Here is a 13,820-nt window from a genome sequence, read left to right on the forward strand (position 1 = left end):
TCCTGCCCGGTCGCCGTGCCCTGGCACGCACGCCTGACCGATCGAGCCGACCGGACCGGTACGGCCGGCTCCTCCACGGCCTCCCGGTCCCGGCCCGGCCATGCCCTGCAGGGCCAAGGACCTGCGCCCGGCGCGACCCGCCCCGGCCACGACCCGCTCGACCCATCCCGGCTCGGCCGGGCCCTGCCGGGCCAGGGGCGTTCCGCCGGCTCCGAACCGCAGGCCCGTCGCCTCCCGGCCCCGAACGGCCGCGGGCCACGTGACCCTTCCCGGCGCCGCCTCGTTCACGCGGCATGACCACTCCCCCGCCTCTCCCCGTCCCCGTCGCGGCCGCGCTGGAAGCGGCCTCGGCCGGGAACACCGAGGACTTCCTGGCCGCCTTCGCCCCCCAGGGCGCCGTGGACGACTGGGGCCGCCTCTTCCGCGGCCACGATGCCATCCGCCGCTGGAGCGACGCGGAGTTCATCGGCAAGGAGGTGACCCTGCGGGTCACCGGCACCCGCACCGAGGGGCCCACCACCACGGTGAGCGCCGAGGTGGGCGGCAAGGGCTTCAACGGGCCCTCGGACTTCGCCTTCACCGTCGAGGGCGCCCACATCCTGCTCATGCGCATCACCGGCTGACCCGGCCGCCGCTGCCGGAAAGGGCCCTACGCTGGTCGCCATGACTGCCGAACCTGCGGCGCGCCCGGTGCGCGTCCTGCTCGCCGACGACCAGTCGATGGTGCGGGAGGCGCTGGCCACGCTGCTGGGCCTGGAGGACGACATCGAGGTCGTCGCGCAGGTCTCGCGCGGGGACGAGGTGGTGGCGGCCGCGCGCGAGCACGCGCCGGACGTGGCGCTGCTCGACATCGAGATGCCGGGCCTGACCGGCATCGAGGCGGCCGCGGCGCTGCGCGGGGCGCTGCCGCGGGTGAAGGTCGTCATCGTCACGACCTTCGGCCGCCCCGGCTACCTGCGCCGGGCCATGGAGTCCGGCGCGGACGCCTTCCTGGTCAAGGACGCCCCCGCGGCCCAGCTCGCGGCCGCGGTCCGCCAGGTGCTGCAGGGGCGGCGGGTGATCGACCCCGGCCTCGCGGCCGCCGCGCTCGCCGAGGGCGCCGACCCGCTCACCGCCCGCGAGCGCGACGTGCTCAACGCGGCCGCCGACGGCTCGGTCAACGCCGAGATCGCCCGCCGGCTGCTGCTGTCGGAGGGCACCGTGCGCAACTACCTCTCCACGGCGATCCAGAAGACCGGCGCCCGCAACCGCGCGGAGGCCGTCCGCATCGCCCGCGAGAAGGGCTGGCTGTAGCGAACTGCGGCCGGCTCCAGTCGGCTCCGGCCAGCGAGCGGGCCCGCCGAGCCGCCCGTACGACATTCGGCGCCCGCCGCGCATGACATCTGTCATGCCGAAGACACGACCCATCGCACTTCCGCGGGGACCGTCCCGCGCGGGATCGTTCCGGTATGACCGCACCAGCCGCGCGCACGCGCACCCACCAGGAGGCCGGGCACGACCCGGCGGCCGGCCCGCCCGTCGTGTCCTTCACGAGCGTCGACAAGAGCTTCGGCACCGTCCGGGCCGTCGCCGGGCTGAGCCTCGCCCTGCACGCCGGGGAGACGGTGGCCCTGCTCGGGCCGAACGGCGCCGGCAAGTCCACCGCGCTCGACCTGCTGCTGGGCCTGAAGAACCCCGACCGCGGCACCGTCACCGTCTTCGGCACCTCGCCCGCGCGGGCCATCGCGGCCGGCCGGGTGGGCGCGATGCTGCAGAGCGGCGGGCTGATGGAGGAGGTCACCGTCCGCGAACTGGTCTCCCTCGCCTGCGACCTGCACCCGCGGGCCCACCCGGTGGATCAGGTGCTCGCCGCCGCCGACCTCACCGCGATCGGCGACCGCAAGGTCGACAAGCTCTCCGGCGGCCAGGAGCAGCGGGTCCGGTTCGCGATGGCGACCGCCGGCGCCAACGACCTGATCGTGCTGGACGAGCCGACCACCGGCATGGACGTCGGCGCCCGGCAGGCGTTCTGGTCCACCATGCGCGCCCAGGTCGACCAGGGCCGCACCGTGCTCTTCGCCACGCACTACCTGGAGGAGGCCGACGCGGTGGCCGACCGGGTCCTGGTCCTCCACCGCGGCCGGCTGATCGCGGACGGCACGGCCGCCGAGATCAAGGCGCGGGCGGGTGCCCGCCGGATCACCTTCGACCTGGACGAGGCCGAGGGGCCGGTGGACGAGGCCGCGCTGCGCGCCCTGCCGCACGTGGTGGGCCTGGACGTCACCGGGCCGACCGTGCGCATCCGCTCCGACGACGCGGACGCCACCGTGCACGCCCTGTACGGCCTCGGCCTCTACCCGCACCATCTGGAGGTCGCCGGGCTCGGCCTGGAGCAGGCGTTCCTCGCCATCACCGACGCGGCGACCGCCGAGGAGGCGGAGAAGTAGATGAAGACCCTGATCCGGCTGGAGATCACCCGCACCCTGCGGAACCGCAAGTTCATGTTCCTGTCGGTGCTGTACCCGGCGTTCCTCTTCCTCGCCATCGGCCTGAGCTACAAGAAGAGCGACACGGTCGGCGGCTCGGGACTGTCCGCGGTGGGCTACCTGATGGTGGCGATGGCCGCCTTCGGCGCGATGACCTCGGTGCTGATGGGCAACGCCGAGCGGATCGCCCGCGAGCGGCACAAGGGCTGGGTGCGCCAGCTGCGGCTGACCGCGCTGCCCGGCCGCGGCTACGTGGCCGCGAAGGTGGCGGCCGCGGCCACGGTGAGCCTGCCCTCGATCGTCGTCGTCCTGGTGCTGGGCGCGGCGGTGGAGAGCGTCCGCATGGCCGCCTGGCAGTGGGTGTCCATCGCGGCGAGCATCTGGGCCGGCAGCATGGTCTTCGCCGCCCTGGGCGTGGCGATCGGCTACATGTCCAGCGCCGAGGTGGCCCGGCCGCTGTCGATGCTCTTCTACTTCGGCCTGGCGATCCTGGGCGGCCTGTGGGTGCCCATCTACAGTTTCCCGCACTGGCTGCAGACGCTCGCCGACTACCTGCCCGCGCGCCCCTACGCCGACCTCGGCCAGACCATCGAACTCGGGCAGGCGCCGCACACCCGGGACGTTGCCGTCCTGGTCGTCTACCTGGCGCTGTTCGCGGGCGCCGCGGCCTGGCTCTACCGCAAGGACACCAGGAAGGCGTGAGGCGATGACCCGCGAGCCGTGGCCGCCGTGGCGGCGCCAGAAGCCGCCCGCCGAGCCGCTGCCCGCGTGGCGGCAGGAGATCGAGGACGCCGACACCACCTCCATGGGGCGGCCCCCGGAGACCCGCAGGCAGGCGGTGGTGAAGCTGCTGTGGGTGGGGCTGTGGCTGCTCTACCTCGGCGCGCCGGTCAGCGACCTGACCGGCGGCCACCACGGCGCGGCCGCCACGACGGCGGCCGCGCTCGGCCTGGGCGTCTTCGTCGCCGGCTACCTGGTGCTGGTCTTCTTCCGCACCAACCACCCCGGACCTCCGGAGCGGTGGGTCCACCTGGTGCTGGTCGGCGAGACGGCGCTGGCGCTCGCGCTGCCGGCCGCTCTCGGCAAGGACTGGCTGGTGCTGCTGGTCTACGTGGCGGTGGCCTGCGGGGCCGCGCTGTCCGCCGCCGAGTCGCGGTGGGCGGTGCCCGGCGTGGTGGTGCTGCTCGCGGCGATGGGCGGCTGGAAGGACCCGGGCGGGCAGTTCTTCGCCTCGCTGCTGGTCCCGGCCCTCCTCGGCGGCTTCGCGATGATGGGCGTCAAGCAACTGGTGCACACCATGCGCGAGTTGCGCGAGGCACGGCAGACGGTGGCGCACCTGGCCGCCACCGAGGAGCGGCTGCGACTGGCCCGCGACCTGCACGACCTGCTGGGGCACTCGCTGTCGTTGATCACCCTCAAGAGCGAGCTGGCCGGCCGGATGCTGCCGGACCGGCCCACCGACGCGGCCGAGCAGGTCGCCGACATCGAACGGGTCAGCCGGCAGGCCCTGGTGGACGTCCGCGAGGCGGTCAGCGGCTACCGGCGGCCCACCCTGGCCGCCGAGGCGGCAGCCGCCCGGTCCGCCCTGGCCTCGGCGGGCATCGAGGCCCGCTTCCACCTGCCCGAGCGCGTGCCCGGCCTGGACCCGGACGGCGAGGGCGCGCTCGCCTGGGCGCTGCGCGAGGCGGCCACCAATGTCGTACGGCACAGCGGGGCCGCGGTCTGCGTGGCGGCGCTGGCCGCGGCGGACGGCGCGGCCACGCTGACCGTCTCCGACGACGGCCGCGGCCCCGCCCCCGACCACGCGCCCGGCAACGGCCTGACCGGTCTCGGCGAGCGCATCATGCTGGCCGGCGGCACCCTGGCCACCGCGCGCTCCGGTGACGGCGGCTTCACCGTACGGGCCACGGTGCCGCTGTCGGCGACGGTGGTCGGCGTCACGCGCGAAGGCGGCTGAGGGACCGCCGAGGGGCAGCCCGCCGCAGCCGGTCCCCGGGTAGTAGGGTCCGGCTGTGCCACAAACCCCGCCAGAGACCCCGAAGGAACCGCAGTCCGCGAGCGCCGGGCGGCCCGAGAGCCCCGGGACCGCGGGTGCCGGCGGTGCCGAGGAGCCCGCGGCGCCCGCCGGCGGCACCGGCGTCGCGGACGGCCCGACCGCACCGGACACACGGGACACACCGGACGCCGGCCCCGGCGACGCGGACCGCGTGGTGCTGCCCGAGCCCGGTCCAGGCGAGCCGCGCGGCCTGGTGCCCGACACGATCCGGCAGATCGCCGGCCGGGCCACGCTGCCCTTCCACGCGACCCGTCCTGAGCTCAGCTTCGCCACGGCCTTCTGGTACAACGACCTGATCGAGACCGGTGGGGACCACGAGGTGATCCGGCAGTACCTGGTGACGGCCGCGCACCGGACGCGCTACGAGACCGGGCAGTGGACCCTGCGGCCCGAGCTCGCCGACCCCGAACAGCCCGTTGACGAGCTGGTGATGGGCGGCTTCATGAAGCGCTGGACGGCCTTCCCCACCCTCGGCGTGGCCGTGATGCCCACCGTCGACATGCACCTGCACGCCGAGCGCAAGAGCTGGCGCTGGGCGACCCAGGAGATCACCGAGGGGCTCGCCGCCCGCGCGGAGGACATCGCGGCCATCGTCGCCGAGCCGCTGCCCGCCTACATCCTCGGCCACACGGCCGAGGGCGGCGGCCGCCGCCCGGCACGCCACCAGCACCTGCTGGAGGGGGCGGTCTCGCGGCCCGACCCCGAGGGGCGGATGCAGTGGTCGGGGCCGGAGCTGCCGGACGGCTTCGACGGGGCCCCGGTGTTCGCCGCCCTCGAACTGCCCGACGAGCAGCTGAAGCTGCTGTGCCTGGGCGCGATCGTGCCGGGCGGGCCGCCCACGGTGGCGACCTTCGACCTGCTGCGGCCGGCCGTGCACGCGCTGGCGCCGCCGCGCACCCGCCACTGGTGGCAGCGCCGCCGCTGAGCGCGGCCGGGCGGCCGGCGGCCCCCCGAGGGGTCCCGCCGGCCGCCGGGACTACTGGGCGATGTTCGGCAGTTGCACCGAGCGGTCGGCCGGGTTGCTCGAACTGAGCGCCGGGATCAGCGCGGTGGCCACGTCCTGCGGGGTCACGGGCGTCTTCGAACCGTCCCCGCGCTGCAGCAGCACGCCCTGGAAGGCGTTGCCGTACAGGGACTGGAGCACCTTCAGGTCGATGTGCGGCGCCAGCTTGCCGTCCGGGGTGGCCTGCATGGTCAGGAACTGCGGCAGCGTGGTGTTGAACTCGACGTCGTGGCCGGGGCCCGCGCCCACGTAGACCGGCCCCATCATCGCGGTCTTCCCGAACCCGTTGACGGCCTTGTCGAGTTCGGCCTGGGTGACCTTGGGCGGCACCGTGGTCACGGGCAGGGCGACCACCGGGTTGGTGTCGCTCTGGGCGCGCTGCCGGTAGGCGGCCGCGACCTTGGCGGCGGCCGCGTCGATGTTCATGCCCTTGCCGGGCTTGCCGGGCACCGCGACGGCCTTGCCGCCGGTGAACTTCACCATGCCGTCGGAGCCGGTGCCGCTCTTGCCCTCGATGCCCTTCAGCGCCGCCTTGAGCTTGTCCTGGTCCACGATGACCACCGGGTCGGCCGGGTGCTTGTGGCCGAGGAGGGTGCCGAAGACCGCGACCGGGTTGTAGTCGGGGTGCGCGACCTTCTGCACGGTGGCGTCGACGTCGATCGACAGGCCCGCCACCGAGGGCTTCAGGCTCTCCTTGCGGCCGTCCACGCTGACCGTCAGGTCCGCGGTCGCCCGGTCGCCCAGCGACTTGTCCAGCGCCTGCACGGCGGCGTCCTGCTTCATGTTGCCGATGTCGGTGCCGAGCACGGTGGTGCCCTTGGGCACGTCCGCGTGGTTCATCAGCAGCCCGGCGCCGTAGGCGACCACGGCCACGCCGCCGACCGCCGCGCACAGCAGCACCAGCTTGGAGCGCCCCTTCTTCGCCGGCGCCTTCTTGGCCGCGGCCGGCCCCGAGGGGGCTGCCTGCGCGTCCGGTTCGGCCACTCGGGGCGGGACGGGACCGGGGCGCGCCGGGCCGGAGCGGGGCCGGGACTCGCCGGGCGGAACGGCCGGGATGCCGCCGACGAGGGTGTCGCCGGACAGCCGCTGCCCGGGCGGCGGACCGCCGGGGCCGGGGGTCCGGGGTCCCTGCGGCCGGAACAGGTCGTCGCGGACGGGCTCGCGGGACAGTTCGGGGACCGTCGGGATGGGCATGGTGCCGGTGGTCGAGTCGGTGGGCCCGGCCGGCGCCCCGGCGTCGCGATCCGCCGGGCGGGGCACGCCGGGCGGGAAGTCGTCGGGGCCGAACGGCGAGGCGGGCGCGGGCCGGTGGACCGGGTTCTGGCCGGTGTCGGACCCGGTGTAGGGCGAGGCGAAGCCGCCGGAGGGCGTGTCGTGCGGGCCCCGGGCGTTCTGGCCGTCGTCGAAGGGGGCGCCGCCGGCCGGCGGGAAGCCCTCGGGGGCGGGCGCGGGGTGCGAGCCGGTGTCCGGCTCGGCGTAGGGGGAGGCGAAGGGGCCGGAGAACAGGTCGTCGCCGCCGGGGCCGCCCGCGGGGCCGGGGCCGCCGCCGAAGAACTCGGCGGCCGGGGCAGCCGGCGGGGGCACGGGACCGCCCGGGGTCGCGGGGCCACCGCCGAAGGGCGCCGCGGGGCCGCCGCCGAAGCCGCCGTCGCCCTGCGGCCCGCCGGGAGCCGCGGGGCCGGGCTGCGCGGGGGCCGGTCCCGGCTGCGGCACGGGGGTGCCCTGCGGCGGGGTGACCGGCTTGCGGGGCGCGAACCAGTCGCTGGTCTCCTTGGTCTTCTCCGGCTCCGGCTCGGGCTCGGCCGCCGCTTCGGCGGCGGGCTCCTCGGGCGCCGGCTCGGGGGCCGGGGCCGCGGCGCCCTCCTCGACGGGGGTGCGCACGACGACGGGCGGGATCGGCCGGGACCCGGGGATGTTGATCCTGATCCGGGTGGTCAGAGTCGTCTCGGTCCTGGGCTCCTCGGCGGTGTCGGCGGACTCCGCCGGCTCCTGCTGCTCGGGCGCGGCCGGACGCGGCCGGTCCTGCGGGTGCAGCGACGGGAAGGGGCGCGGGCCGTACGGCGGGGTCCCCGACGGGTACGCGGCGCCGCCGCGCCCCTGGGGGCCAGAGGACGTACTGTCAGTTTCACGACTCAAAGCAGGCTCTCCCGGTTGGACACGCCGCCCGACCTGTCAGTCGGTTTCGGCTCGCCGGCGCACCCACCATACCGACCTGGCAGCTGCGGCGACCCGGGTCAGGCGGAACGCTGGGCCACACCCAACCACGTGCCCGCCCCTGGCCGCCAAGTCAGGCGCGATTCGTCCCGGCTGGCGGCAGTTGGGGCAGCGTGGCACAGATCACGGCGGACATCGCGCCGCCGAGCAGATAGACGTAGGGGCCGACACCGGCGGCGAAGAGGAAGTCGCCCTCGGGCCGCGATGTGCTCAGCAGGACCACGGAGATCAGCCACACCGCGGCGGGCACCACGGTGCCGATCCGGGTCCCGGTGAGCTTGGTGCCGCCGTAGAACAGCGCCACGCAGCCGGCCAGGGCGAGCAGCAGGCCGCCGGGCAGCCAGGCGGCCTGGATGAGCGCGCCGGCGACGGCCACGACCAGGGCGAGCACGGCCAGGCCGACGTAGCAGGCGATACGGGCGCCGGGCGTCATCAGCGGATTGCTGTTCAGCGCGCGGAAGACCGGCTGGCGCGGCGGCGGGCTGGTGCGGCTCACCGGGGCTCCCCCTGGGCGCCGTCGGCCGCCGGGCCGTCCGTGAGGCCCGCGAACAGGTCGCCGGCCGGCAGCGGTTGCGGCGGGGGCGTGCCGTGCACCTGGTGGTAGTACTCGACGGCGAAGAACGGCTGGCCGAGGTCGTTGGAGAGCGCGAAGAAGGGGCCGTCCACGGCGATCTGGCTGGCGTGCGCGCGCATCGCGGCCGTCTTGTGCCCGGCGTACGCGGCGCCGTCCACCGCGACGGTCACCTGCTCGTCGTCCACCACGCCGGGGACGTCGTCCACGCGCGCGATGCCCTCGAAGGGGAAGCTGCGGCCCGCCGCGGCGAGCGCGTCGAAGCCGGCCTGGACGACCGAGCGCGGCATGCAGTTCTCGAAGACGCGGTCCACCCGGTGGCCCCGCCCGGCGGCGAGTTCGTAGCCGCGCATGGCGATGCGGTGGGCCTGGATGTGGTCGGGGTGGCCGTAGCCGCCGTTGGCGTCGTAGGTGACGAGGACCTGGGGGCGGACCTCCAGGATGACGTCGGCGAGGTGGCCCGCGGCCTCGTCCAGGTCGGCGCGCCACAGGCAGCCGGGGTTGTCGTTCTGGGCGACGCCCATCATGCCGGAGTCGCGGTAGCGACCGGGGCCGCCGAGGAAGCGGTGGTCGGTGACGCCCAACTCGGCCATGGCGGCGGCGAGTTCGCCGATGCGGTGCTCGCCGAGGGTGTCGTCGCGGTCGGCCGCCAGGTGGGCCAGCTCGGGCGGGATCACCTCGCCCTCCTCGCCCAGGGTGCAGGTCACGAGGGTGACGAGCGCGCCTTCGGCCGCGTACCGGGCCATGGTGGCTCCGTTGCCGATCGTCTCGTCGTCCGGGTGGGCGTGGACGAGCAGCAGGCGCCGGGCCGGCGGGCTCGCCGCGTCGGGGACTTCGGTCATGCCCGAAGCCTACGCGGCTGCGGCGGACCGCCCTGTTCCAGGCCCGCCGCCCGCCCCGGGGCGCGCACGGGAGCGCGGGAGCGCCCGGCGCGCTCCGCCGAACGGGTGCCTAGATCTTGATATTGGAGATGGTCTTCGCCACATTGCTGGTCAGGTCGCTGATCTGCGGCGCCCAGGAGGAACTCGCCAGATAGAAACCCAGCAGCGTACAGGCGATGGCGTGTCCTGGTTTCAGGCCGGAGCGCCGGATCAGCAGGACAACGATGACCAGCAGCAGCAGCACCGCCGAAATCGAAAGTGCCACAGCGGCTCACCTCCCAGTACGCAGGGTCCCGTCGGATGCGGTCAGTCGAGTGCGGTCAGTTGCCACATGCTTATTACCCACCCACCGCTACGGATCATAACTTTCCGTCCCCCCGCATATGTCGGAGCACGGAAGCACGCGGGGGCGCATGACGAGATCCGGCCACCGGCCGGCCGGGGCCCGGCCCGCCCGGCGGCCCGGCCGGGGTGACACCGTGCCAGGTCAGCGACCGCGCGGCGGTTCCGGCGCGCAATCCGGAGGCGATTGTCGGAGCCACCCTCTAGGGTCGCGGGTATGACGTACCTCTCATTCCCGCGCCAGCACGCCAGGACCCAGCGCTTCACCCTCGGGGCGCCGCGGGCCTTCGCGGTGGCGCCCGACGGCACGCGGGTGGCCTTCGTGCGGTCCCGCTCCGGCACCTCGCGCGAGCAGGTGCTGTGGGTGCTGGACCTGCCGGGCGGCACCGAGCGCGTGGCGGCCGACCCGGCCGAGGTGCTCGGGGGAGCGGGCGAGGAGTTGTCGGCGGCCGAGAAGGCCCGGCGCGAGCGCAGCCGGGAGGGCTCGGCGGGCATCGTGGGCTTCGCGGTGGACGAGGCGGTGCGCACGGCCGTCTTCGCCCTCTCCGGGCGGCTGTTCACCGCAAACCTCGCGGCGGCCCCCGGCGAGGGCACAGGGGGCGCGGGGAGCGCGGAGGGCGCCGGGGAGCCCGCCGCGGCGGCCGGTTCCGCACCTGCCGCAGGAGCGGCCGGGGTGCGCGAACTCCCCGTGCCCGGGCCCGTGGTGGACCCGCGGCTGTCCCCGGACGGCCGCTGGGTGGCGTACGCGTGCGGCGGCGCCCTGCGCCTGGTACCGGCCGGCGGTGTCGGCGGTGCCGGCGGGGATCGGGCCCTCGCCGAGCCGGAGCGGCCCGAAGTGGCGTACGGGGTGGCCGAGTTCGTCGCGGCCGAGGAGATGGGCCGCAGCCGGGGCTTCTGGTGGGCGCCGGACAGCAGCGCGCTGCTGGTGGCCCGGGTGGACGAGGCGCCGGTGCAGCAGTGGTGGATCTCCGAGCCCGCGCACCCGGACCGGGCGCCGGTCCAGGTGCGCTACCCGGCGGCCGGCACGCCCAACGCCGAGGTGACGCTCGCCCTGTTCGACCTGGCGGGCGGCCGCACCGAGGTGGAGTGGGACCGCGCCCGGTTCCCTTACCTGGCGGCGGTGCACTGGTCGGCCGCGGGCCCCGCGCTGCTGTTGGTGCAGAGCCGGGACCAGCGAATCCAGCAGTATCTCGCGGTGGACCGGCACAGCGGCACCACCTCGGTGCTGGCCGTCGAGGAAGATCAAAAGTGGCTTGATCTGTTCGCCGGCTCGCCCGCGCTCACCCCTTCCGGCGAGCTGGTCCGGATCACCGACGAAGCGGGCGCCCGCGTGCTGAAGGTGGGCGAGAAGACCCTGACCGGGCCCGAGTTGCACCTGCGGGCGGTGCTGGACGCCGGTGGGGACGAGGTGCTGGTCGCGGCCTCGGCGGGCGAGGCGGCCGCCGCAGCGGAAATCGGCGAGGTGCACGTCTACCGGGTGGGCGCCGCGGGCCCGGTCCGGGTCTCCGCCGAGCCCGGGGTGCACACCGCCGTGCGGTCCGGCGAGCTCACCGTGCTCACCTCCTCCGCGCTCGACCGGCCCGGCCCGCTCACCCGCGTGCTGCGCGGCGCCGAGGAGGCCGCCAGGATCGGAACGTATACGGAGACCCCGTCGCTGACCGCCCGGGTGCACCTGCTGACCGCCGGGGAGCACCGGGTGCCGACCGCCGTGCTGCTGCCCACCGGCTGGACGGAGGCCGACGGCAAGCTGCCCGTCCTCCTCGACCCCTACGGCGGCCCGCACGGCCAGCGGGTCTACGCGGCGCACAACCCGCACCTGGTCTCCCAGTGGTTCGCCGACCAGGGCTTCGCGGTGGTCGTCGCCGACGGGCGGGGCACCCCGGGCCGCTCCCCCGCGTGGGAGAAGGCCGTGGCGGGCGACTTCGCGGGCGTCTCGGTCGCCGACCAGGTCGAGGTGCTGCACGCCCTGGCCGGCAGCCACCCGCTGGACCTCAACAGGGTGGCCATCCGCGGCTGGTCGTACGGCGGTTACCTCGCCGCGCTCGCCGCGCTGCGCCGCCCCGACGTCTTCCACGCGGCCGTCGTCGGCGCCCCCGTCACCGACCTGCGGCTCTACGACACGCACTACATGGAGCGCTACCTCGGCGACCCCACCGTCCAGCCGGCCGTCTACGAGGCGAACTCCCTGGTCGGCGACGCCGGTCTGGTGCAGGCCGTCGAGCCGGCCCGCCCGATGATGGTGATCCACGGCCTCGCCGACGACAACGTGCTGGTGGCCCACTCGCTGCGGCTGTCCACCGCGCTGCTGGCCGCCGGGCGGCCGCACGAGGTGCTGCCGCTGTCGGGCGTCACGCACATGACCCCGCAGGAGCAGGTCGCCGAGAACCTGCTGCTGCTCCAGGTGGACTTCCTCAAGCGCGCGCTGGCCGGCCGCCCGCGCGGCTGACCCGGTTCCGGAAGCCGGCGCGTCCGGCGGCCCGGTGATCCCCCGCCACACCGGTCACGTCCGAACGCACCGCCCCGCAGGGCCCGTTGATCACCCCGGCCCCAGGGATACGCCTGTCCCCTCTTATAGGAGTGGGGGCGCGGGAGCCCCGTTCGGCTCCCGCGCCCCCACTGTCACGTCCGGGGCCCGCCCGGTGGATACCCGGGAGGCGAGGCGGGCCCGCTCGGCGGATAGCCGGGTGGCGGCGGCCCGAACCCGCCGGCCGGCGGGTTCGGGGGGAACCGGGGAGCGGAGGGCGGCTGGCGCGACTGGGGTGGCTGCTGGGGTTGCCGGGGCGGCGCCGGTGGTGCGTCGTACGGCTGAGGCGGTCCCCACCTGGGGTTCCGCGCGGGCGGCAGCGGGGGCAGCCCGGCGAAGGGGCCGCGGTTCGCGCGCGGTACGGCCAGCGCGATGAGCGCCACGCCCAGCACGATTTCCAGCACCGCGGTCCACTGCTGGGCCTGGAGGGTGCCGGGCAGCCGCTTGCCGGCGAAGAGCAGCTTCTCCTCGTGCCACAGGTCCAGCGCGACCACCCCGACCAGCGCCACCCGCAGCCCGAGGACCATCGCGAGCGGCCTGGCCGCCGGTGCACCGCGGAAGGCGGCGAAGGCGGCGACCACCGCGAAGAGCACCGTCGCCCAGCCCGCCCAGGCGAACGGCGGTGCCAGCAGGGCGCCGAGGGTGGTCGGGTCGCCGAACAGACCGTGCCGGTACAGGTGCGGCGGATAGCCGCGGCCACCGTAGGTGTGCACGAAGTAGATCTGCCAGCCCACGGTCTCCGCGGCGAGCAGGACCAGCAGCACCCCGGCGGCGATGGCGGGCCCACGCGCGGGCCGGTTCGCCGCGGCCCGCGCACCGCCGCCCGACCCGGCACCCGAAGCGGCGCCCGCGCCCGCACCGTTCGCCGGCACGCGGGCGAATGCGGCCAGCGCCAGCAGCAGTCCACCCGCCACGAAGGCGATCGAGGTGGCGAGCAGCCGGCCGCGCTCGGGGAAGCCGCGGGTCCAGTCCGCCGTGAAGATCCAGACCCCCGGCAACCGGAAGAGCACCGCCGCAAGACCGGCCGCGGCGAACGCCCCGCCCGCGCTCGGCCGCCGGGCCGCGGCCAGGGCCGCCACCAGCACGACCAGCAGCACCACGTCCGTGATCGAGGTGGTGGTGGGCACACTGCGGGGGTCGATCAGATCGAGCTGGAGCCAGCGCCATATCGTGTTGTGGAAGCCGGTCGCGTGGATGTCCCTGACCAGCCAGGCGGTCTCGACGCCGATCAGCGCCAGGCAGAGCAGCGCTGCGGCGGCTCGCGCGCCCGGCGCCGGTGTCGTCGACGTGGCCTGGTTCCCGTACATGGCCGCTCCCCCGTGGGCCTGATGTTCCCCCGGATATACCCGCGGGGGCGGGAGGGGAACAATCGGTTCCGCCGGTTCGGCGAAACGGTTCCTCTGGGGCCGGGCGGCACACGGCAGGAGAGGGGCGGGAGGGGCGCGATGAGGGCTGCGGAGCGGCCGGCCGGGGCGGCATGGCGTGCCCCGGCCGGCCTACGGCACCCGCACGGCCGTACGTTGTTCAGACTGCTCGGTCCGTATATCGGAGCTGCGACAGAAAAGTTGCCTGCATGTAAACGCGTTTCGTGGAGCTATGTCGGCTATGTCCGGTTGAGTCAGCCTCTGTCAAGCACGTTCGGACGACAATCCGCAAAACCTTCGCTCAAGATGCCAAACAACAAGGTTTCTTCCCTCCTTCCCCCCTTGACTGGAAGTTGATTCCATTGCGAAAGTCCCGCTCAACACGCGTTGCGCATCGGCG

12 protein-coding genes are annotated in these 13,820 nt (G+C 75.1%); 7 read left to right on the forward strand and 5 right to left on the reverse strand.

The genetic code is table 11. The features are described 5' to 3' along the window. The first annotated feature begins 293 nt into the window (after positions 1-293). The 6 genes from BLR33_RS08385 to BLR33_RS08410 all read left to right on the forward strand — a co-directional run bounded on the left by BLR33_RS08385 (position 294) and on the right by BLR33_RS08410 (position 5,446). On the forward strand, positions 294-623 hold the full coding sequence (locus tag BLR33_RS08385; RefSeq protein WP_093783639.1) for a polyketide cyclase: 330 nt from the start codon (positions 294-296) through the stop codon (positions 621-623). Positions 624-663: 40 nt separating this feature from the next. Next, positions 664-1,293 (forward strand): response regulator transcription factor, encoded by a 630-nt coding sequence (locus BLR33_RS08390; protein ID WP_093783640.1) that lies wholly within the window; start codon positions 664-666, stop codon positions 1,291-1,293. Between the two features lie 155 nt (positions 1,294-1,448). After that, entirely contained in the window at positions 1,449-2,426 is a 978-nt protein-coding gene (locus BLR33_RS08395; protein ID WP_093783641.1) for an ABC transporter ATP-binding protein, read from the forward strand. Continuing rightward, the gene (locus tag BLR33_RS08400; protein WP_093783642.1) at positions 2,427-3,167 is read left to right on the forward strand and encodes an ABC transporter permease; all 741 of its coding nucleotides are present in this window, start codon (positions 2,427-2,429) and stop codon (positions 3,165-3,167) included. A gap of 4 nt (positions 3,168-3,171) precedes the next feature. Continuing rightward, the gene (locus tag BLR33_RS08405) at positions 3,172-4,422 is read left to right on the forward strand and encodes a sensor histidine kinase (RefSeq protein WP_322987146.1); all 1,251 of its coding nucleotides are present in this window, start codon (positions 3,172-3,174) and stop codon (positions 4,420-4,422) included. A 55-nt stretch (positions 4,423-4,477) separates the two neighbouring features. After that, positions 4,478-5,446 carry a hypothetical protein gene (locus tag BLR33_RS08410; protein ID WP_093783643.1) on the forward strand — a complete coding sequence of 323 codons (969 nt, stop codon included), beginning with the start codon at positions 4,478-4,480 and terminating at the stop codon, positions 5,444-5,446. Positions 5,447-5,497: 51 nt separating this feature from the next. Here BLR33_RS08410 and BLR33_RS08415 read toward each other — a convergent pair whose 3' ends face one another. The 4 genes from BLR33_RS08415 to BLR33_RS08430 form a co-directional block, all read right to left on the reverse strand. Further along, positions 5,498-7,660 (reverse strand): VanW family protein, encoded by a 2,163-nt coding sequence (locus BLR33_RS08415; protein WP_093783644.1) that lies wholly within the window; start codon positions 7,658-7,660, stop codon positions 5,498-5,500. A gap of 151 nt (positions 7,661-7,811) precedes the next feature. Beyond that, positions 7,812-8,234 (reverse strand): DUF6113 family protein, encoded by a 423-nt coding sequence (locus tag BLR33_RS08420; RefSeq protein WP_245771258.1) that lies wholly within the window; start codon positions 8,232-8,234, stop codon positions 7,812-7,814. Next, on the reverse strand, positions 8,231-9,151 hold the full coding sequence (mshB, locus tag BLR33_RS08425; protein ID WP_093783645.1) for an N-acetyl-1-D-myo-inositol-2-amino-2-deoxy-alpha-D-glucopyranoside deacetylase: 921 nt from the start codon (positions 9,149-9,151) through the stop codon (positions 8,231-8,233). The genes BLR33_RS08420 and mshB overlap by 4 nt, the downstream gene beginning before the upstream one ends. Before the next feature lie 109 nt (positions 9,152-9,260). Then, positions 9,261-9,455, reverse strand: coding sequence for a hypothetical protein (locus BLR33_RS08430; RefSeq protein ID WP_093783646.1), 195 nt, complete (start codon positions 9,453-9,455; stop codon positions 9,261-9,263). 294 nt (positions 9,456-9,749) lie between these two features. Between BLR33_RS08430 and BLR33_RS08435 the strand changes: the two genes are divergently transcribed. After that, the gene (locus BLR33_RS08435) at positions 9,750-11,978 is read left to right on the forward strand and encodes a S9 family peptidase (protein ID WP_093783647.1); all 2,229 of its coding nucleotides are present in this window, start codon (positions 9,750-9,752) and stop codon (positions 11,976-11,978) included. Positions 11,979-12,151: 173 nt separating this feature from the next. Here BLR33_RS08435 and BLR33_RS08440 read toward each other — a convergent pair whose 3' ends face one another. After that, the gene (locus BLR33_RS08440; RefSeq protein ID WP_093783648.1) at positions 12,152-13,363 is read right to left on the reverse strand and encodes a hypothetical protein; all 1,212 of its coding nucleotides are present in this window, start codon (positions 13,361-13,363) and stop codon (positions 12,152-12,154) included. Positions 13,364-13,820: the final 457 nt, after the last annotated feature.

Origin of the sequence: Actinacidiphila guanduensis, from assembly GCF_900103985.1 — a bacterium.
GTDB lineage: Bacteria > Actinomycetota > Actinomycetes > Streptomycetales > Streptomycetaceae > Actinacidiphila > Actinacidiphila guanduensis.

What these genes read in the sequence shown, in the direction of transcription:
- BLR33_RS08405 (WP_322987146.1), top strand. Translation starts at nt 3,172, where the DNA reads ATGACCCGCGAGCCGTGGCCGCCGTGGCGGCGCCAGAAGCCGCCCGCC.
- mshB (WP_093783645.1), bottom strand. Translation starts at nt 9,151, where the DNA reads ATGACCGAAGTCCCCGACGCGGCGAGCCCGCCGGCCCGGCGCCTGCTG.
- BLR33_RS08435 (WP_093783647.1), top strand. Translation starts at nt 9,750, where the DNA reads ATGACGTACCTCTCATTCCCGCGCCAGCACGCCAGGACCCAGCGCTTC.
- BLR33_RS08385 (WP_093783639.1), top strand. Translation starts at nt 294, where the DNA reads ATGACCACTCCCCCGCCTCTCCCCGTCCCCGTCGCGGCCGCGCTGGAA.
- BLR33_RS08395 (WP_093783641.1), top strand. Translation starts at nt 1,449, where the DNA reads ATGACCGCACCAGCCGCGCGCACGCGCACCCACCAGGAGGCCGGGCAC.
- BLR33_RS08440 (WP_093783648.1), bottom strand. Translation starts at nt 13,363, where the DNA reads ATGTACGGGAACCAGGCCACGTCGACGACACCGGCGCCGGGCGCGCGA.
- BLR33_RS08390 (WP_093783640.1), top strand. Translation starts at nt 664, where the DNA reads ATGACTGCCGAACCTGCGGCGCGCCCGGTGCGCGTCCTGCTCGCCGAC.
- BLR33_RS08400 (WP_093783642.1), top strand. Translation starts at nt 2,427, where the DNA reads ATGAAGACCCTGATCCGGCTGGAGATCACCCGCACCCTGCGGAACCGC.